Annotated in this window: 18 protein-coding genes and 1 pseudogene; 9 read left to right on the top strand and 10 right to left on the bottom strand. The window is 63.1% G+C overall.

Annotated elements, in window-relative coordinates; genetic code table 11:
• The 3 genes from mshD to B384_RS0113905 all read left to right on the top strand — a co-directional run.
• Nucleotides 1-424, top strand: a 424-nt coding sequence (mshD, locus tag B384_RS18985; protein WP_019483713.1) for a mycothiol synthase, incomplete at its 5' end; no start/stop codon positions are given.
• A gap of 74 nt (nucleotides 425-498) precedes the next feature.
• Nucleotides 499-2,721 carry an RNA degradosome polyphosphate kinase gene (locus tag B384_RS0113910; protein WP_019483712.1) on the top strand — a complete coding sequence of 741 codons (2,223 nt, stop codon included), beginning with the start codon at nucleotides 499-501 and terminating at the stop codon, nucleotides 2,719-2,721.
• Entirely contained in the window at nucleotides 2,721-3,686 is a 966-nt protein-coding gene (locus B384_RS0113905) for an NUDIX hydrolase (RefSeq protein WP_019483711.1), read from the top strand. Before B384_RS0113910 ends, B384_RS0113905 begins: the two co-directional genes overlap by 1 nt.
• Nucleotides 3,687-3,699: 13 nt before the next feature.
• On the opposite strand, the gene B384_RS0113900 is transcribed toward B384_RS0113905, so the two are convergent.
• The 3 genes from B384_RS0113900 to B384_RS0113890 all read right to left on the bottom strand — a co-directional run bounded on the left by B384_RS0113900 (nucleotide 3,700) and on the right by B384_RS0113890 (nucleotide 7,521).
• Nucleotides 3,700-5,235, bottom strand: coding sequence for an APC family permease (locus tag B384_RS0113900; RefSeq protein WP_019483710.1), 1,536 nt, complete (start codon nucleotides 5,233-5,235; stop codon nucleotides 3,700-3,702).
• Between the two features lie 136 nt (nucleotides 5,236-5,371).
• Nucleotides 5,372-6,781: an aldehyde dehydrogenase family protein gene (locus B384_RS0113895; RefSeq protein ID WP_019483709.1), complete on the bottom strand. Its 1,410-nt coding sequence runs from the start codon at nucleotides 6,779-6,781 to the stop codon at nucleotides 5,372-5,374.
• Between the two features lie 152 nt (nucleotides 6,782-6,933).
• Nucleotides 6,934-7,521, bottom strand: a complete 588-nt coding sequence (locus B384_RS0113890; RefSeq protein WP_024477499.1) for a TetR/AcrR family transcriptional regulator — start codon at nucleotides 7,519-7,521, stop codon at nucleotides 6,934-6,936.
• An 89-nt stretch (nucleotides 7,522-7,610) separates the two neighbouring features.
• Between B384_RS0113890 and B384_RS0113885 the strand changes: the two genes are divergently transcribed.
• The 4 genes from B384_RS0113885 (at nucleotide 7,611) to asd (ending at nucleotide 12,178) form a co-directional block, all read left to right on the top strand.
• Nucleotides 7,611-9,527: a primary-amine oxidase gene (locus B384_RS0113885; RefSeq protein ID WP_019483707.1), complete on the top strand. Its 1,917-nt coding sequence runs from the start codon at nucleotides 7,611-7,613 to the stop codon at nucleotides 9,525-9,527.
• Nucleotides 9,528-9,635: 108 nt separating this feature from the next.
• Nucleotides 9,636-10,397: a thymidylate synthase gene (locus B384_RS0113880; protein ID WP_050995003.1), complete on the top strand. Its 762-nt coding sequence runs from the start codon at nucleotides 9,636-9,638 to the stop codon at nucleotides 10,395-10,397.
• Nucleotides 10,394-10,957, top strand: coding sequence for a dihydrofolate reductase (locus tag B384_RS0113875; RefSeq protein WP_019483705.1), 564 nt, complete (start codon nucleotides 10,394-10,396; stop codon nucleotides 10,955-10,957). Before B384_RS0113880 ends, B384_RS0113875 begins: the two co-directional genes overlap by 4 nt.
• Nucleotides 10,958-11,023: 66 nt before the next feature.
• Nucleotides 11,024-12,178, top strand: a complete 1,155-nt coding sequence (gene asd, locus B384_RS0113870; protein ID WP_083850953.1) for an aspartate-semialdehyde dehydrogenase — start codon at nucleotides 11,024-11,026, stop codon at nucleotides 12,176-12,178.
• A gap of 38 nt (nucleotides 12,179-12,216) precedes the next feature.
• Here asd and B384_RS0113865 read toward each other — a convergent pair whose 3' ends face one another.
• From B384_RS0113865 to B384_RS0113845, 5 genes are read right to left on the bottom strand one after another with little or no spacing between them, the layout of a single operon-like run.
• Nucleotides 12,217-13,317 carry a UDP-N-acetylmuramate dehydrogenase gene (locus B384_RS0113865; RefSeq protein ID WP_019483703.1) on the bottom strand — a complete coding sequence of 367 codons (1,101 nt, stop codon included), beginning with the start codon at nucleotides 13,315-13,317 and terminating at the stop codon, nucleotides 12,217-12,219.
• A complete protein-coding gene (locus tag B384_RS0113860; protein WP_019483702.1) occupies nucleotides 13,314-13,751 on the bottom strand; it encodes a MaoC family dehydratase in 438 nt (145 codons plus the stop codon). Before B384_RS0113860 ends, B384_RS0113865 begins: the two co-directional genes overlap by 4 nt.
• The gene (locus tag B384_RS0113855; protein ID WP_019483701.1) at nucleotides 13,751-14,200 is read right to left on the bottom strand and encodes an FAS1-like dehydratase domain-containing protein; all 450 of its coding nucleotides are present in this window, start codon (nucleotides 14,198-14,200) and stop codon (nucleotides 13,751-13,753) included. The genes B384_RS0113860 and B384_RS0113855 overlap by 1 nt, the downstream gene beginning before the upstream one ends.
• Before the next feature lie 51 nt (nucleotides 14,201-14,251).
• Nucleotides 14,252-14,491 carry a hypothetical protein gene (locus B384_RS0113850; protein WP_019483700.1) on the bottom strand — a complete coding sequence of 80 codons (240 nt, stop codon included), beginning with the start codon at nucleotides 14,489-14,491 and terminating at the stop codon, nucleotides 14,252-14,254.
• Between the two features lie 43 nt (nucleotides 14,492-14,534).
• The gene (locus B384_RS0113845; RefSeq protein WP_019483699.1) at nucleotides 14,535-15,176 is read right to left on the bottom strand and encodes a DUF2797 domain-containing protein; all 642 of its coding nucleotides are present in this window, start codon (nucleotides 15,174-15,176) and stop codon (nucleotides 14,535-14,537) included.
• 78 nt (nucleotides 15,177-15,254) lie between these two features.
• On the opposite strand from B384_RS0113845, the gene B384_RS21430 reads away from it, so the two are divergent.
• Entirely contained in the window at nucleotides 15,255-15,413 is a 159-nt protein-coding gene (locus tag B384_RS21430; RefSeq protein ID WP_019483698.1) for a hypothetical protein, read from the top strand.
• Nucleotides 15,414-15,611: 198 nt separating this feature from the next.
• Here the strand turns inward: B384_RS21430 and B384_RS0113840 are convergent, their stop codons facing one another.
• Together B384_RS0113840 and B384_RS18980 are read right to left on the bottom strand one after the other, a co-directional pair.
• Nucleotides 15,612-16,178 (bottom strand): type 1 glutamine amidotransferase domain-containing protein, encoded by a 567-nt coding sequence (locus B384_RS0113840; RefSeq protein WP_019483697.1) that lies wholly within the window; start codon nucleotides 16,176-16,178, stop codon nucleotides 15,612-15,614.
• Nucleotides 16,179-16,272: 94 nt separating this feature from the next.
• Nucleotides 16,273-17,481: a MinD/ParA family ATP-binding protein gene (locus tag B384_RS18980; RefSeq protein ID WP_019483696.1), complete on the bottom strand. Its 1,209-nt coding sequence runs from the start codon at nucleotides 17,479-17,481 to the stop codon at nucleotides 16,273-16,275.
• Between the two features lie 107 nt (nucleotides 17,482-17,588).
• On the opposite strand from B384_RS18980, the pseudogene B384_RS21160 reads away from it, so the two are divergent.
• A pseudogene (locus B384_RS21160) lies at nucleotides 17,589-18,207 on the top strand (IS3 family transposase); the annotation flags it as partial.

The raw sequence follows: 18,207 nt of genomic DNA, 5'->3' as shown, positions 1-18,207 counted from the left end.
GCTGGCGGCGAACCGGGCGGCGTTCGCCCATCACGCCGAGCAGGGCTCAACCACGCTTGAAGACCTCCAGGCGCGGATGGCCGAAGACTGGTTCGACCCCGCAGGGTTCCTGCTGGCGGTCCGTGAATCCGACGGGCAGCTGCTGGGTTTCCACTGGACCAAGGTGCATCCACGCTCAGGTGACCACCCCGCGATGGGTGAGGTGTACGTCGTCGGCGTCACCCCCGAGGCCCAGGGCATGGGCCTGGGGAAGGCACTGACTATCGCCGGAATCGAGCACCTGCATCGCCAGGGCCTGCAGGCAATCATGCTTTATGTCGACGCCGACAACACCGCCGCTGTGGCCCTCTACCGCAAGCTGGGATTCACCCGCTGGGATGTTGACGTCATGTACGCGCCGCAGGTTTCCGGGGCAAGCTTGTAAGGTGGATCCTGATGCCGTGAAACCCCTCCAGAGAGGGGTGGATCAAGGCAACCTACCCGCTGTCAGGAGACACTATGGAATCGGAAACCGCGGCACGCGTTCCGGCACGGTATGGCTCGTCCGAAGTTGCACCGGCCCGTGCCACCCAGGACCGCATCGACATCCCCGAGTTCGCCCCAAGCCTGCTCCCCTCCGGCGAGATCACGCCTGACCGGTTCCTCGACCGTGAGTCGAGCTGGCTCGACTTCAACGCCCGGGTGTTGGAGCTCGCCGAAGACCCCGACCTGTACCTGCTGGAGCGGGTCAGCTTCCTCTCCATTTTCGCGTCCAACCTGGACGAGTTTTTCATGGTGCGCGTAGCCGGCCTGAAGCGCCGCATCGCGACCGGCCTGGCTGTCCCGTCAGCCGCCGGCCTGAGCCCCATTGAGCAGCTCGAGCAGATCATGGCCGACGGCTACAAGCTGCAGCAGCGTCACGCCGCCGTCTTCGCAGAGAACATTCGACCTGCCCTGGCCGAGGAAAACATTCACCTCACCACGTGGGACGAGCTCGACGACGCCGCCCGCACCGACCTGAACAAGCTCTTCGCGGAGAAGGTCTTCCCGATCCTGACGCCCCTGGCCGTGGATCCAGCGCACCCCTTCCCGTACATTTCGGGGCTCTCACTGAACCTCGCCGTCGTCGTCCGCAATCCGGTGAGCGAAAAGGAACTCTTCGCCCGCGTCAAGGTTCCCGACCAGTTGCCGCGCCTGATTTCGGTGGACGGCCCCCGTGCCGGGAACGTCACCGGCCGTACGGCCCGGTTCATCCCGCTGGAAGAGGTCATCGCCGTCCATCTGGACCAGTTGTTCCCCGGCATGGAAGTCCTCGAACACCACACCTTCCGGGTGACCCGGAACGAGGACCTCGAAGTGGAAGAGGACGACGCCGAGAACCTCCTTCAGGCGCTGGAGAAGGAGTTGCTGCGCCGCCGGTTCGGCCCACCGGTCCGGCTTGAGGTCACCACCGATATCAATCCGAGCATCCGCGCCCTGCTGTCACGTGAACTCGGCGTGGAAGAGGACGAGGTGTACGGCCTGCCGGCGCCGCTGGATCTCCGTGGGCTCAGCGTGATCGGCGGCATCGACCGCGGCGAGCTTCGCTACCCGAAGCACGTCCCGCACACCAACCGTGACCTCAAGGAAAGCGAGACGTCGAAGGCTGCGAATGTGTTTGCCGCCATGCGTCGCCGCGACATTCTGCTGCACCACCCGTATGACTCGTTTTCCACCTCCGTTCAGGCGTTCCTGGAGCAGGCAGCGGCCGACCCCAAGGTGCAGGCCATCAAGCAGACCCTGTACCGCACGTCGGGCGACTCGCCAATTGTCGATGCGCTGATTGACGCCGCGGAGTCCGGCAAACAGGTGCTCGCCCTCGTCGAGATCAAGGCCCGGTTCGACGAACAAGCCAACATCTCCTGGGCACGCAAGCTGGAGCAGGCCGGGGTGCACGTGGTGTACGGGATTGTGGGGCTGAAGACGCACTGCAAGCTTTCCCTCGTGGTCCGGCAGGAAATCGATGGACTTCGCCGGTACTGCCACATCGGCACCGGCAACTATCACCCGCGCACGGCCCGCTACTACGAAGATTTCGGCCTGTTGACCGCCAATGACCAGGTGGGCCAGGACCTGACCCGACTGTTCAACCAGCTGTCGGGATATGCGCCGAAATCCACCTTCAAGCGTCTCCTTGTCGCCCCGCGTTCAGTGCGCTCCGGGCTGATTGACCGGATTGAACGCGAGATTGCCAACCAGAAGGCCGGTCTTGCGGCTCGCGTGGTGGTGAAGGTCAACTCGATTGTTGACGAGGCCATCATCGACGCGCTCTATCGTGCATCGCAGGCCGGGGTGAAGGTGGACGTCATTGTCCGCGGGATCTGCTCGGTACGCCCCGGCGTCCCGGGCCTCAGCGAGAACATCACAGTCCGCTCGGTATTGGGCCGTTTCCTTGAGCACTCACGGGTGTTCGCATTTGCGAACGGCGGAGACCCAGCTGTATTCATCGGTTCGGCGGACATGATGCACCGCAACCTGGACCGTCGGGTGGAGGCGCTGGTGCAGCTCAGCGCGCCCGAGGACATCGCCTACCTCATGTCCCTGCTCGACCGGTACATGGACGAGGGAACGGCGAGCTGGCACCTCGACAACCAGGGCGATTGGACCCGCCACCACAAGGACGACGACGGCGCACCGCTCAGTGACGTGCAGAGCTACCTGCTGGCTTCCCGTGCACGCAACCGGTCAGCAGTTCGCCGCTGATGGCCTCAACTGACGAGGCGGTCACGGAAACCGCCCAGGACGCGGCGCCGGCGGTGGTGGCCGCCGGTGCTATCTGCTGGCGAAAGGAACAGGGGCAGCTTGAGGTACTCCTGATCCACCGTCCAAGCTATACGGACTGGTCCTGGCCCAAGGGCAAGATCGACCCCGGTGAGACCACCCCTGAGTGTGCAGCCCGGGAAGTGTTGGAAGAGGTTGGCCTGCGGATTTCGCTGGGCATTCCCCTGGCGTCGACTCGTTACGCTGTGGCCTCCGGGCAGAAGGTGGTCTACTACTGGGCGGCACGCACGGAGCGCATGACGGTCCGCCCGGACGGCAAGGAAGTAGACAAGTTCCTGTGGGTCGCCCCGGCCCGGGCGTTGGAGTTGTTGACCAACCCTACCGATCGTGAACCCCTTGAATCGTTGATTGCGGCTTACGCAGCGGACCAGCTGGAGACCTGGCCGCTGATCGTGGTCCGCCATGCCAAGGCGAAGCCGCGCTCGTCCTGGACCCGTGCGGAAGGCGAACGCCCCCTGGCGGCCACCGGTCGCCGGCAAGCCGCAGCAGTGAGCCGGCTCCTTGAGGCCTGGGGCCCGTCCTGGGTGGTGAGCAGCCCATGGGAACGGTGTGTTCAGACCGTCGCTCCGTACCTGAAGAACAAGGACATCAAACTCAAACTCGCTGATTCAATGACCGAGCGTAACGCCACCCGCAAGCCGGACAAGGCCCGTTCAACGGTGGAGAAACTCTTCGATAAGCGCCGTCCCGTGGCGCTGTGCACCCACCGCCCGGTCCTCCCCCTCATATTTGGCGTGCTGCAGCGCCACATGCCCGACACCCTGGCAGTTGGACTGCCGGCCGACGACCCGTATCTGGCGCCCGGAGAAGTGCTGATTTCCCACGTCAGCACCAGGACTCCGGGCCGCATTGTCGCGCTCGAGCAGTTCAGGGCCTACGACGACTAAGCCAGTCCGACCCCTAGGACAGTTCGTCGCGGATGAAGTCCTCATTTTCCGGAGCGACTACGCGTGAGTACAGGTAGCCGACCAGGAGGACGACGAATGGGAGTGCAATCAGGAACCAGCCCAGCGGGCTGAGTCCCCACGGCGTCACCGAGGGATCCACCCCTTCGGCAGTTGTCCCAGCCAGCAGGCCGAAGCGGGACATGAGGAGATACTCGCCGATCAGGAGCCCGATGAATGCCACGATCGGAGCAATCACTGTAGTGAAGACGCCTTCTGCGCCCTTGTTCTTGCGGAAATAGGCGACGACGGCAAGACAGACCAGTGCTTCGATCAGCACAATTGCCACCACTGCCAGGCCGCTGAACCAATAGAACATGTTCAGGATCGGCTCCAGCTGGAACAACGTGAAGAGCAAAATCACCACACCAGTGACGGCGGAAGTTGTCAGTGAAGCGCTTTGGGGAGCGCCTTTGACATTGACCCGTGCCAGCCGGCCGGGCAGGACTCCGCCACGCCCCAGGGCAAAGACGTAGCGGCCGGCCGCATTCTGAAAAGCCAGGAGGCCGGCAAACAGGCTCGAGAGGACGAGCACACTCATGACCGTGGCCATCCAGCCGCCAACGTATTCGGTGGCCAGGGAGAAAAGGACAGCGGCAGGGTCTGCCAGCGGAACTCCATCCACCGTCGAGTATTCCACCGTGGCTTCGACCACTCGGGACGCGCCCATACCCGTCACCAGCGCAAACGCGGTTACAGCGAACAACACCGTAATCAACCCAACCGCCAGATAGGTGGCCCGCGGAACAATACGCTTCGGATCCTTGGATTCCTCACCATAAATCGCGGTAGCTTCGAACCCGATAAATGACGCGAACGCGAAGGCAAACGCAATGCCAGCCGATCCGGCTAGTCCACCCACCAGAATGGCCTGGGGTGAGAAGGAGGCTACGAAGTCGTAGCCCTCGGGGCCGCCGTCGATCAGGATTGCAACGGCGGTGATCGCCAGGGCGAGCACCTCGAGCAACATCAACGCTCCGAGCACCTTCGCTCCGACATCAACACTTGCCAGCGACAGGACCGTGACGACCGCCCACGCAGCAAACGTCCAAAGCCACCACGGCAGTTCAAGGCCGAGAGCTCCCATCTGCCCTGCCATCAGCCCGCCGAAGAAACCGAAAATGGCGAGCTGGATGGCAACGTAGGCGATCAATGAGACAAACGCGGAGCCTAAACCGACGTTCGCGCCGAGGCCACGTCCGATGTAGGCGAAGAAGGCGCCGGCGTTGGTGACGCGCTGGCTCATGGCTGAGTAACCAACACTGAAGAGCAACAGCGTCAGACCAACGATTAGGTACGCTCCGGGCGCGGCCGCACCGTTTCCCAGCACAATCGCAATCGGGACGGCTCCGGTCATACCGACCAGGGGCGCCGCGGCTGCGACGACGAAAAATACGACGCCAATTACCCCAAGCCTGCCATGGCGCAGCGTGGTCCTTGATCCATCGGCGGGGCTTGATCCGCCGGCGGAGACTGTATCGGGTCTGTTCATGGTCTATCTCCTCAAATGAGCCGTCCCGCCAGGGCGGGACCTTGCGAAAGCTTCCTCCTGCGCATGAGTACTCTTCTAATGCTCGTTGGGAAGCGACTTGCGGTAAGGCAGACGTCGGTTGGCCAGCGAATCGGCCCTAGCCGTTGATCACCTGCGGAACTGCCACGCCCTTCAAACCCTCAACACCGAATTCCAGCCCGTACCCGGACTGCTTGATGCCGCCGAATGGCACGCGGGGGTCGACCGCGCCGTGCTTGTTGATCCACACGGTGCCCGCCTCGATCCGCGACGCTACCTTGCGGGCAGCGTCCACATCGGAGGACCACACGGATGCGCCAAGGCCGACCTCAAGGTCGTTCGCCATGGCAATCGCCTCGTCGACGGTGCTGTAACGAATGATCGGCAGCGCCGGACCGAATTGCTCCTCGGCAACGAGCGGATTCTTGTTGTCGACGTCGGCGATGAGAGTGGTCGGATAGAAGTATCCGACCTGATCCGCATCGGGGTTGCCGCCGATAAGTACACGCGCACCGGACTCCTTCGCGGCGTCTACCAGGCGAGCCACGATGTCGAACTGTGCCTTGTTCTGCAGCGGTCCAAGGACGTTCGCCTCGTCAAGTCCAACACCCATCGGCATTGCCTCCGCTACAGAGGTCAATGCCTCACAGACCTCGTCGTAAATGTCCTCGTGTACGTACAGTCGTTTCAGGGCGGCGCACGTTTGGCCGGTATTGATAAAGGCGCCCCAGAAGAGCCCTTCCGCGATTGCCTTGGGGTCGGCATCCGGCAGAACAATACCGGCATCGTTTCCGCCCAGCTCAAGGGTGAGCCGCTTGATGCTGTCAGCGGAGGACTTGATGATCGCCTTGCCCGTGGCCGTGGATCCGGTGAACATGATCTTCCCGATCGCCTCGTGCTCCACCATGCGACTGCCAACCTCACCATCCCCACATACCGCGGTCAATAGACCGTCAGGCAGTTCCTGGTTAAGCACGTGAATCAGTGCAAGGACGCTTAGTGGCGTGTATTCCGACGGCTTCACGACGACGGCGTTCCCCATCCTGAGCGCTGGAGCAATCTGCCAGATGGTGATCATCATCGGCCAGTTCCAGGGGCCGATTGCCCCGACCACACCAATGGGACGGTAGTGAACCTGCGCGAAGGTCTCGCCGTCGTCGGCTACGGTTTCTGGCTCGAGGACCGTGGTGGCGGCTGCGCGGAGCCATGCCGAACACGCACCAACTTCGAAGCGTGCGTTGGGACCGTTGAGCGGCTTGCCCTGTTCCCGGGATAGCAGAATGGCCAGCTCTTCTGCGGAGCGGTCGATCGCCTCGGCGGCCTTCAACAGCATCTCGGTGCGGCCTTCATGGCTGAGCGCGGCCCATGCGGGCTGGGCTGCTGCCGCTGCCGAGATCGCAGCCTCGAGATCGGCGACACTATGCGCCGGTGCCTGACCGACGGTTTCACCGGTCGCGGGGTCCTTGATAGTTCGAGTAGGGCCTGAAGCCGGGGTAATTGAGTCGAGTAGCGCGTCGTAGGTTTCCATGAATACTCCCCTTTGAGTAGTTAGGCCAGGTGTTCCTGACAGCGACCCGGAGGCTGTGATCCCCCGTGAGGTGTGTTCTGCAACACATTGGCTACAGACTAGACCCAGCAACCCTCATCCGTCATCTTTTTTCGACAGCGGGCGAATTTACCTCACGACAGATTCTGCAGAAACCCGTCCAACTGGTCGGTATAGGCGGGGAGATTGTCCTCGGGTATAGATAGGGCAGCTGTGATCTGCGCACCCAGGAACAGGTTCATCAGTTGCTCGCTGATGAGGGCGTCCGGCACCTCGGTGGTAATCTCGCCCGTCTGTCGCGCTTCCCCGAGATGGCGCTTCAGCGCAACCCGCCACTGCTCCATCGATTCGCGGTGAATGGCCATCTTGAATTCGTCCGTGACAGCCTTCTGCCAAAACGGGATAACGACGCGTGCCTCGCTGACCTTTTCTTCGTCAATCGGCAGGACTTCCCTTCCGAACGCCCGGATTGCAGGTAGCCCAGTCTGGTTGAAGGTCGTCAGGGCAATCCGTTGATTGGTGCGGTTGAAGACATGCCGGAACGCAAAGGTGAGCAGATCGTCTTTCGTCGGAAAGTAGGGTTTCAGTGCCCCATTTGAGAAGCCGGCCTCGAGTGCAATGTCGCGCATCGTTGCGCCCTCGATTCCGTGCCGCGCGATGATTCTCCACGTTGCGTCCACGAGTTCCAGACGTCGCTGGTGATGGTCAACAATCTTGGGCACGTCGCACTTCTCCTTCAGAAAACTCTTGTGATCCATCTTACCTTCGGCTTACTCTACGAGCATAGAAAAACACCGGACTGAGGATTCTCATGACAACGTCACCCACAGCGACTGCCAATTCCTACGCACTGGCCACAGCGGAAGAAATTCTGGAAGTGCAACGCATCCTCCGAGACAAGGGCCTGCTCGGAGCGACCAGAAGGATTGCCTACCTCGGGCTTGTCGATCCCAGCCGTGCGTCTACTGCGGGGGAGGAGGGCCGCCGGTTCCGTATTTTCCTTCACGACACGTCGGGCTCAGCACCGCTGGATGTGGTCGTTTCTGCGACTACCGGCGAGGTGCTCACCACTGTGGAGCTGGATACAGCTGTGATGGGTGAGCTCCCGGTGCTTGAGGAGGAGTTCGCAGCCGTGGAGGAACTACTGTCCACCGACGACCGTTGGCTTGCCGCGCTCGCTGCCAGGAACCTCGACGTCGCCACCGTGCGCGTCGCACCGCTGTCCGCTGGTGTGTACGAATACCCCGAAGAAAAAGGGCGACGCATCCTCCGCGGGCTCGCCTTCGTCCAGGAACACGAGACGGATAGCGCGTGGGCACACCCAATTGACGGGCTGGTGGCGTACGTCGACGTCGTCAGGAAAGAGGTCACGCAAGTCCTGGATCTGGGGGTCATGCCGATCCCGCAGGAGCACGGCAACTACACCGATCCCGAATTGACGGGACCGCTGCGCACTACGCAGAAGCCGATCAGCATCACTCAGCCCGAGGGGCCCAGCTTTGCCGTTACCGGCGGCAATCACGTGGAGTGGGAGAACTGGAGTGTTGACGTCGGCTTCGACGTCCGGGAGGGCGTGGTTCTCCACAACCTCTCCTTCAATGACAAAGGTCGGATCCGGCCCATCATCAAACGTGCCTCCATCGCCGAGATGGTGGTCCCGTATGGTGACCCCTCTCCTGTCCGGTCGTGGCAGAACTACTTCGATACGGGAGAGTATCTCGTGGGCCAATACGCCAACTCACTCGAACTAGGTTGCGACTGCCTGGGTGATATCACCTACCTCAGCCCTGTCATCAGCGATGCGGCAGGGAACCCACGCGAAATCCGGAACGCAATCTGCATGCATGAAGAAGATTGGGGCATCCTCGCCAAACACAGCGACCTATGGTCCGAGATCAACTACACAAGGCGCAACAGGCGACTCGTGATTTCCTTTTTCACCACGGTGGGCAACTACGACTACGGGTTCTACTGGTACCTGTACCTCGACGGCAACATAGAGTTCGAGGCCAAAGCCACCGGCGTCGTCTTCACCAGCGCCTATCCGGTGGACGGATCTCCCAACATGTCACAGATTGCCCCGGGGCTTGGAGCGCCATTCCACCAACACCTCTTTAGCGCCCGCCTCGATATGGCCATTGACGGCTTCACTAACAGGGTGGAGGAGGAAGACATTGTCCGGCAGCCACTGGGACCGGAGAACCCGCGCGGCAACGCGTTTTCCCGCAAGCGGACGGCACTGACCCGGGAGTCGGAGAGTGTTCGGGAAAGCGATGCGCGAAGCGGCCGCACCTGGGTGATCTCCAACCCGGAGTCCCTGAATCGCCTCGGTGAGCCGGTGGGATACAAGCTGCATTCGGAAGCCCAGCCAACGCTGCTGGCAGATCCCGAGTCCTCCATCGCGCAGCGTGCGACCTTCGCCACCAAGGACCTGTGGGTCACCCGGTTCGCTGAGGACGAGCGCTATCCCACCGGCGACTTCGTCAATCAGCATGTGGGCGGCGCTGGACTACCCGCGTACGTTGCGCAGGACCGCGACCTTGATGGGCAAGACCTCGTGGTGTGGCACACCTTCGGGCTGACACACTTCCCCCGGTTGGAGGATTGGCCGATCATGCCGGTGGACACGGTTGGCTTCAAGCTTCGCCCCGAAGGCTTCTTTGACCGCAGCCCGGTCCTGGACGTCCCGCCAAACGCACCGGCTGCTGGCGGGCACTGCCACAGCTAGCCCCGCGGTGAAGCGCGCCGGGTGGCCTTAAAGCACTCAACCACTAGAGTGGATGGGGTGAGTTCACAACCCATCCCCACCCCGTACGAGGATCTGCTGCGCGATGTGATGGCCAACGGTGCGGTCAAAACCGACCGCACCGGCACCGGAACGCGCAGCGTCTTCGGGCGACAGCTGCGCTTCGACCTCGCGGACTCCTTCCCGCTGGTCACCACCAAACGCGTGCATTTCAAATCCGTGGCCCTGGAGCTGCTCTGGTTCCTTCGCGGGGATTCCAACGTGTCCTGGCTGCAGGAACGCGGCGTCAAAATCTGGAACGAATGGGCCGGCGACGACGGCGAACTCGGCCCGGTCTACGGCGTCCAGTGGCGCTCCTGGCCCACGCCCGACGGCGGTCATATCGACCAGATCGCCCAGGTGGTCGAGGACCTCAAAACCAACCCGGATTCCCGGCGGCACCTGGTCTCCGCATGGAATGTCTCCGAACTGCACAACATGGCCTTGCCGCCGTGCCACGCGTTCTTCCAGTTCTACGTGGCGGACGGCAAGCTGTCCTGCCAGCTGTACCAGCGTTCGGCGGACACCTTCCTCGGTGTGCCGTTCAACATCGCCTCCTACGCCCTGCTGACCCTGATGGTTGCGCAGCAGGTGGGGCTGGAGCCAGGGGAACTCATCTGGACCGGCGGCGACGTCCATATCTACGACAACCATGTGGAGCAGGTCAGGGAACAGCTGACTCGTGAGCCCTACCCGAGCCCCAAACTGCTGATCAACCGCAAACCCGAGAGCATCTTCGACTACACGCTGGAGGACTTTGACGTGGTGAATTACCAGCACCATCCCACTATCAAGGCACCGATCGCCGTATGAGTTCAATGAATCGCGGCATCATCGAGGCCATCGGACGGGAACCGTTCGTCGGCATGATCTGGGCCCAGACGGAAAACGGTGTGATCGGGAAAGACGGCGGGATGCCGTGGCGTCTCCCCGAGGATATGGAGCACTTCAAGCGGACCACCACGGGACATCCGGTGATCATGGGTCGCCACACCTGGCAGTCCTTTCCCGCCAAATATCGCCCCCTCCCGGACCGCACCAACATCGTGGTGAGCAAGCACGGGCTGGAGGCAGGTGAGTTGGCGGGCGCCGTCGTCGTCGACTCGCTGGAGGACGCACTTGAGGAAGCCCGACGCAGTCCGGGCGCCGAGCAGATCTGGGTGATCGGCGGCGGGCAGATCTACGAAGCCGCCCTGCCAATTGCCCAGGCAGCCGTCGTGACAGTGATCGAGTCGACGACCAAGGGCGACACCTTTGCCCCGACGCTGGGGCCGGACTGGCAACTCGATGGCGTCACTCCACAGCAAGGCTGGCTTACGGGCGCCAACGGCACCCGCTACCGGATCAGCCTGTGGACCCGCGGCCGGGACTAGTCGGATAACTCCGGCGAGCTTCGTAACCAAGCGGGGCTCACGGGGGTCCTGACCTAGACTGGGAGCATGACTTCTGCAGTAAATAGTTCATCCTCAGCGCCCAGCGTCGGCTTCGTCGGCTGGCGCGGCATGGTGGGATCGGTCCTGATGCAGCGCATGCAGGACGAGGGCGATTTCCGCCTGATCAACCCCGTGTTCTTTTCCACTTCCAACGTGGGAGGCGCGGCGCCGTCGTTCGCTGAGGGCGCTCCGGCGCTCCAGGACGCGTACGACGTCGACACGCTGGCCAAGCTCTCCACCATCGTCACCGCCCAGGGCGGCGACTACACCGCCGAGGTGTACCCGAAGCTGCGCGACAGCGGCTGGGACGGACTGTGGATCGACGCGGCGTCAACGCTGCGGATGGAGTCCAGCTCCATCATCGTGCTGGACCCGGTGAACCGGGACGTCATCGACGCCGGGCTCTCCCGCGGTGTGCGCGACTTTGTTGGCGGTAACTGCACCGTCTCCTGCATGCTCATGGGGCTTGGCGGCCTGTTCCGCAACGGCCTCGTCGAGTGGGGAACCTCGATGACGTACCAGGCGGCGTCCGGCGGCGGCGCCCGCCACATGCGTGAACTGTTGAACCAGTTCGGTGCCATCCATGGTGCCGTGGCGCCTAATCTGGACGATCCGGCGTCGGCCATCCTGGCCATCGATCAGGCCGTCCTGGCGCAGCAGCGCAACCCTTCGATGGACGCATCACAGTTCGGGGTGCCCCTGGCGGGATCGGTGATCCCTTGGATTGACGCCGATCTCGGTAACGGGATGTCCCGCGAGGAATGGAAGGCCGGCGCCGAAACCAACAAGATCCTCGGCATAGATGCGGTCGACGGCGGCCGGATCCCGTTCGATGGGCTCTGTGTCAGGATCGGGGCCATGCGGTCACACTCGCAGGCGCTGACCCTGAAGCTCACCGAAGACGTGCCACTCGCCGAGATTGAACGCCTCATTGACAGTGACAACGAATGGGCGACGGTAATCCCCAACACCAAGGAAGCAACCATGGCCGGGCTGACACCGGTCGCGGCGACCGGTTCGCTGTCAGTCCCTGTGGGTCGGCTCCGGAAGCTGGAGATGGGACCGCAGTATCTGAGTGCCTTCACCGTGGGAGATCAGCTGCTGTGGGGCGCCGCAGAGCCGCTGCGCCGGATGCTGCTGATCTCCACCGGAAACCTTTAGGAACCAGACTTCCAGGGACTGAAAGGCTACCCGCTGGGCTAATTGTTAAGGCCTGAACTTTCGGTTCGGAGGGCGCAGCCGATCAGGAGCGGCTCCGGGTGCAGCCGGATACCAAACCGGTGTTCGACGCCGTCGGCCACCAGTGCGGCGATGGCCAGCAGGTCGGCGGCCGAGGCACTCCCCCGGTTGGTGACTGCCAGGGTGTGCTTGGTCGACAGGGAGGCCCGACCGCCTGCAGCGGTGAAGCCGCTGTCTGCGGCGAGGCCAAAGCCCTTCCCGAAGCCGGCCTGATCAATCAGCCAGGCCGCCGATAGTTTGACCTGCCCGTCTTCCGCCGTTGGGTACCGCGGAGCGTTATCGGGGAGGGCCGCCGCGGTGTCGGCGTCGACGAGCGGGTTGGTGAAGAAGGATCCCGTGCTGAACGTGTCGCGGTCGTCGGGGTCCAGCACCATTCCCTTTGCTGCGCGCAGTTTCAGGACGGCCCGCCGCACATCGTTGGCGTAGGCCCGCTCGCCAATGTTCACTCCCACCTCGCGTGCCAGCTCGGCGTACTTCACGGGAGCGCTCATCCGCCCCAGGCCCAACTGGAACTCGACGGTCAGCACCACGTAACGGGGCGACCCGTTCACGGTGGTGTGCTTCAACAGTGAATCCCGGTAGCCGAACTTCAGTTCGAAGTTTGTAAAGGACTTAACAGTATTTGTTTCTCGGTCCCAGGTGCGCACCGTGGCGATGGTCTGCGAGACGTCGGCCCCGTACGCACCAACGTTCTGGACGGGGGTGGCGCCGGTAGACCCGGGGATACCCGAGAGTGCCTCAAGGCCGGAGAAGGCGTGCAGCACCGTGTATTCGACGAGGGCGTCCCAGGGCTGGCCCGCCTCGGCCTTGACCATTACACCACCGCACGTGGCGTCGTCGTCGTTCACTGAGAAACCGGTCGAGGCCAGACGTATTACCGTGCCCGGGAAGCCTTCGTCGGCGATGATGAGGTTTGATCCGCCGGCAATGATCAGCAGGGGGTCGCCCGCTTCGTCAACTGATCGGACGGCGTCGATGATTTCCGTTTCGGTGCGCGCCTCCACGTAGGTGTGGGCGGGGCCGCCGACGCCGGCCGTGGTCAGCTCAGCCAGCAGGGTCACCAGATGTGCACCACTGCCTGTGCCTTGACCAGCACCTTGAGCCCCGCCGACATCACGGTGAGGTCCACGCGGACCGTTGAATTGTCGAGGTCTACTGCGCCGATCTTGCCGGCCACCTCAATCACCGCACCCGGCGTGCCATCGGCGGTGGTGTCCTCGACGATCACCGGTTTGGTGAATCGGGTCTGATAGTCGACGACGGCGGTGGGGTCGCCCACCCAGTCGGTGACCAGCTGTACAGCTGCCCCCATGGTGAACATGCCGTGGGCAATGACGCCCGGCAAGCCGACGCTTTGGGCGAAGTCGGAGTTCCAGTGGATGGGGTTGAAATCACCGGAGGCGCCAGCGTACTTGACGAGGTCCTGACGGGTCAGCTCTACGGTGGTGGATCCGATTTCCTGGCCGACGCTGAGATCGGTGATAGCAATGCCCATTACTGTTCCTCTCCTCGCACCAGCAGGGACGACGTGGTGGTCGCGGTCTTTTCACCGTCGGTGGTGGAGATTTCAGCGCGGGTGGTAATCATCGCGCCGCCGCCCATTGCGCGGACGCTGTCCACATGGAGCTCGGCCACCAGTTCATCACCGGCCACGATCGCACGGTGGTGAATGAACCGCTGGTCGGCGTGGACCACGCGGCTGAAGTCGATGCCGGCGTCGGGATCGTTGATCAGCTGGGCATCCGCCAGCTGCGCCACAATGATCGCGAAGGTGGGTGGTGCCACCAGGTCCCGGTGCCCGAGGTCCTGGGCGGCTTCGACCTCATAATGCGACGGGTGGGTTGCCTTGACGGCGCGGGCGAATTCGCGGATCTTTTCGCGGCCCACGACGTATGCCGGACCGGCGGGATAGCTGCGGCCCTGCAGCTCTGGATTGATGGTCATGGGGCTCCTGACGGGTGCGGTGGAAGTTCATTTCCAGCCTAGTGCAGTGGGCTACTTCTTCTGGGTACGCGCCTGGTGCCGACGCTTGGCATCCCGCGCACGCACGACCAGTCCCGCCAGATGCGTCACCAGACCGGCGACAAGTACCGGGATGCCCGTGAACACTGTGGCGTTGCTGCCAGTAGCTGCGCCCAGAACGGCGATCAGAATGCCGGCACCGGTCAGGATGAGGGCGGCGATGACCAGCCGGCGATACAGGTCCGATCCGGTGTCCCAGGGGGTGTTCAACATGGGTTAAGCCTACCGGGCGCCGCGCATTCCAGTGGAGAGCGGGCTAGAACAGGGCCGCCTGGACATCCGGAATCTCCGACACATACGGGCCGAGTTCAATCCGTTGTCCCTTAAGCCGCGAAAGGTCAACCAGGAACGGCACCTCCGACCCCCTGATGAAGGCCAGCGCGGTGGGTCCCAACAGAGCATCCACCCGGAACCCGTGCTCCCCCGCGGCCAGGCTGTGGGGGTAAAGGTGCGCCCCAGTCGCGCCAAGCACTGTTGCCCACGACGGCGGTGCCTCCCACTGCTCCTCCACCGCCCGGAACCCGGCCAGGTCCAGACCACCGTGAAGCAGGCTCCTGACACTCGCGGCAAATTCGGCATTGATCCCATTAAGCGACGCCCCGGTGCGCGGCGACGCCAGCGCTGCGGTTTTCGCCGACGCCCGGACGGCCTGCGCAAGGCCCACTTCGCGAGTGACAACGTCCTCGAGCACCCGAACAATCCGCCCGTCGTCCGCACACGCCACATAACGGGCGACGACGGCGCCCTGCTCCGCCAGCCGGTGCCACTTGCGGAGGTTCGAGGCGGTCCCAACTTTAGAGGCCCCGTCGGCGAAGGTGGCAACATACAGCCAGTGCTCTTGCGCCAGGTAACTCAACAATCCATCGGGGGCGATGCCGGACCTGTGCACATCATGCATGAACCGTAGGTCATCCCGGGAGAAGCATCTCCCGCACTGGTAGCCGCGCTCGGCAGTGGTTTGCTGTGGACATGGCGTGTGCTCACGCGCGTCGGGGCCAAACACTCGATGAAACCCGAGGCAATGCCGTTCGCCGTACTGGCTCAACAACCGAAACCCAAGGTCACCACCACCCTTCTCCGCTGGCCCACGAGGGACCAACGCAAGGTCGTGCTGATCTCCCTCGGGGGTGGCTAGGGAAAGCACCGGCCCGTCCCGATGCCAGCTCACACCCCTGCAGAGAAAACGTTCATCGCCCATCCGTAAACTCTAGACATTGGAACCCGCGAGGCCCGAACCCACTGAAGGACCGGTGGTTCCCCACCGGTCCTTCAGTAAAGCTCTGATTCAGTAGAGCTCTGGGCGTTGGGCAGTACTCTGCCCGGAGTGAGTCAGTTAGGCGGTCTGGCCTTCGTGCTCGCCTTCGGCGATCTCCTCGATCATCTTGTCGTTGAAGGCCGGGAGGTCGTCAGGGGTGCGGCTAGTGACGAAGCCCTGGTCAGTGACCACTTCGTCGTCGCTCCAGTTGGCTCCGGCGTTACGGAGGTCGGTCTGCAGCGTGTGGTACGAAGTTAGGTCGCGACCGCTGACTACTCCTGCGTCGATCAACAGCCAGGGCGCGTGACAGATCGCCGCGACTGGCTTGTGCTGGGCAAAGAATGCGCGGGCAAACTCCTGGGCGTCCTTGTCGACGCGCAGGTGATCCGCGTTTACCACTCCGCCCGGTAGGACCAGGGCGTGGAAGTCGTCAGCATTGGCGTCCGCGACCGTGAGGTCAATGGTGAACGTGTCACCCTTGTCGGTGCCGTTGAAACCCTGAACCGTGCCGCTACCTGGGGCTACGAGCACGGGCTTGCCGCCAGCCTGCTTGACCGCATCCCAGGGGCTGGTGAGCTCAATCTGCTCGACTCCGTCGGTGAGTAGGAATGCGACTTTTTTACCGGAAATGTTATGGGGGGACATGCTTCCTCCTGTGTTCAGAACGTCGATGTCGTACTCCTCAACACTATGAACACGCGAGATAATAAGCAAGCTGTCTAAACCTGGAGGGGTTGACCTACAGGCCCTCGGCGACGCCCGCCGCTGCGGACAGCCAGGCGCGTTGCGTCGCCGGCCGCAGTGAGCCCCAGCGAATGCGGCCTTTGTGCAGCGCCGTGTCGTAGGGGATGGTCACCGCACAGCGGGCAAGCTGCGCGAAACCGTCGGCAATCTCCTGCGCCTGGGCTGCTGTGCCGTTCTTGTCGGACTGGCTGACAATGACGACGGCGTTCTGCGACAGCTCGGCGTACCGGCCTCCCCTGGCCTGCAACGCCTCGAGCAACAGGGCTCCGGCCTCCGCATGCTCTTCGAGGGTGGTGGTGGCGATCACCAACTGGTCAGTGTGGTGGATCATCCGCAGCCAACGCTCGGCCGTTTCGTCGTTGCCGGAGTCGACGACGTTCAGCCTGAAGTACTTCGACGCAACCTCGTGCAGGTCGTCGAAATTGTCGGCGGTGACCTTCTGCTCGGAGGCAAGGACATCCGGCTTGGAGCGCAGCACGTCGTACTTGTCCTCTGTCTGATGGTGCACGTAGCGGGCCAGCAGCGCCGACTGTGCCGAGGGAGCCAGCAGCTGAGCGGTCTGCGGCAACAGATCCATCACCGTGGCGCTGTGCGGCCCTTGCTCGGTGCGCCACCCGAGGGTGCCCCGGGTTTCGTTGTTGTCCCAGGCGAGTACCGGACCGCCACCGTTGCGGGCAAAGACTGAGGACAGCATCACTGTGGTGGGAGTCTTGTTGGCGCCGCCTTTACCGTTGACCACGGAGATGGTGCGGGGTCCGGGCCAATGCTGGCTCACGGCACGGGTATTGGCCCGTTCTTCCAGTTCACGCTGGGAAGGGGCAATGCGGATACCCAGTTTGGTCAGGATGCCCCTGAACCCGGTCTCGGCGGGCACCCGTGTGGTGTCAGCGGCAAGGAACGACTTCCGGGTACTCGGCTCTGCCTGCTGGCGGCCCGGTGCCGTTGGCGCCGCGGGCCCGGATGCTGCCACTGCGAGCGACGGAGCGGCTGCGGGCGACGGAGCAGAGGACCCTGGCACACCGGTCACGGGCGGCTCAGCGGTCACAGAGTCGGCAGACTCCGGGGCTACCCGGTCGGCGAAGCGCGGGACCTCCGAGCTGGGCCCGGCAACCGGATTAGCCGCTACCTCCCGGCGTCGTCGTGCGCGTGTGGGGAGGGCCCCGGGATTGACGTCGAGCCCCCAGTCGGAGTTGTTGTCTGTCATGGTTCCGTCCGTTTCGTGCGCCGCGTGCAGGTGGTGGGGACTGCTGAAGGTTTGCTTGACACTTTGCCTGTGAGGATTTGGTCCTTGCTGGTGGAAGGATGTTCATCATGCCTAAAGCCTTTCCTGAAGAGTTCCGCCGTGACGTTATCGCGGTGGCCCGAAAGGGCGAAGCGCCCATTACCCAGATCGCGAAGGACTTCGGTGTCTCACCTGCGGCTTTGCACCGCTGGCTGAAAATCGCCGACCGCGAAGACGGGGTGAACCCCGGGGCCGTGTCCGATGACTCCGTGAAGCTCCGAGAGGCCAATAAGCGGATCCGGTTATTGGAGCAGGAAGCGGAAGTGATGCGCCGTGCCGTGGCCTACTTATCCAGGGACATCAACCCAAAAAAATGATGTACCCGCTGGTCCGTGAATTAGCTGCCCAGGACGCCCCTGTCAGGGTTCCTGTTGCAGTGTCCTGCCGGGTATTGAACTTCTCCAGACAGGCCTACTATCTGTGGGCCGCGAACCCCATCTCGGCCCGGGACTGGGAGGAAGCACATCTGATCAACGCCGCCATAGATCACCACCGTGATGACCCTGCGTTCGGGTACCGGTTCATCGCCGATGAAATCAACGCCAGCGCCCAGGTGGTGAGTGAACGAAGGATCTGGCGGCTGTGTTCAGCAAATGGCATCCTGTCGGTGATCCACCGTCGGCGCAGATCCGGGATCAAGACCGGCCC

The sequence above is a fragment of the Arthrobacter sp. TB 23 genome (genome assembly GCF_000294595.1).
Taxonomy (GTDB): domain Bacteria; phylum Actinomycetota; class Actinomycetes; order Actinomycetales; family Micrococcaceae; genus Arthrobacter_D.
This window is presented reverse-complemented; position numbering and strand designations above follow the sequence as displayed.

What these genes read in the sequence shown, in the direction of transcription:
- B384_RS0113885 (WP_019483707.1), top strand. Translation starts at nt 7,611, where the DNA reads ATGACAACGTCACCCACAGCGACTGCCAATTCCTACGCACTGGCCACA.
- B384_RS0113855 (WP_019483701.1), bottom strand. Translation starts at nt 14,200, where the DNA reads ATGACCATCAATCCAGAGCTGCAGGGCCGCAGCTATCCCGCCGGTCCG.
- B384_RS0113895 (WP_019483709.1), bottom strand. Translation starts at nt 6,781, where the DNA reads ATGGAAACCTACGACGCGCTACTCGACTCAATTACCCCGGCTTCAGGC.
- B384_RS0113900 (WP_019483710.1), bottom strand. Translation starts at nt 5,235, where the DNA reads ATGAACAGACCCGATACAGTCTCCGCCGGCGGATCAAGCCCCGCCGAT.
- B384_RS0113850 (WP_019483700.1), bottom strand. Translation starts at nt 14,491, where the DNA reads ATGTTGAACACCCCCTGGGACACCGGATCGGACCTGTATCGCCGGCTG.
- B384_RS0113905 (WP_019483711.1), top strand. Translation starts at nt 2,721, where the DNA reads ATGGCCTCAACTGACGAGGCGGTCACGGAAACCGCCCAGGACGCGGCG.
- B384_RS0113875 (WP_019483705.1), top strand. Translation starts at nt 10,394, where the DNA reads ATGAGTTCAATGAATCGCGGCATCATCGAGGCCATCGGACGGGAACCG.
- B384_RS0113840 (WP_019483697.1), bottom strand. Translation starts at nt 16,178, where the DNA reads ATGTCCCCCCATAACATTTCCGGTAAAAAAGTCGCATTCCTACTCACC.
- B384_RS0113860 (WP_019483702.1), bottom strand. Translation starts at nt 13,751, where the DNA reads ATGGGCATTGCTATCACCGATCTCAGCGTCGGCCAGGAAATCGGATCC.
- B384_RS0113880 (WP_050995003.1), top strand. Translation starts at nt 9,636, where the DNA reads ATGGCCAACGGTGCGGTCAAAACCGACCGCACCGGCACCGGAACGCGC.
- B384_RS0113910 (WP_019483712.1), top strand. Translation starts at nt 499, where the DNA reads ATGGAATCGGAAACCGCGGCACGCGTTCCGGCACGGTATGGCTCGTCC.
- B384_RS18980 (WP_019483696.1), bottom strand. Translation starts at nt 17,481, where the DNA reads ATGACAGACAACAACTCCGACTGGGGGCTCGACGTCAATCCCGGGGCC.
- asd (WP_083850953.1), top strand. Translation starts at nt 11,024, where the DNA reads ATGACTTCTGCAGTAAATAGTTCATCCTCAGCGCCCAGCGTCGGCTTC.
- B384_RS0113845 (WP_019483699.1), bottom strand. Translation starts at nt 15,176, where the DNA reads ATGCATGATGTGCACAGGTCCGGCATCGCCCCCGATGGATTGTTGAGT.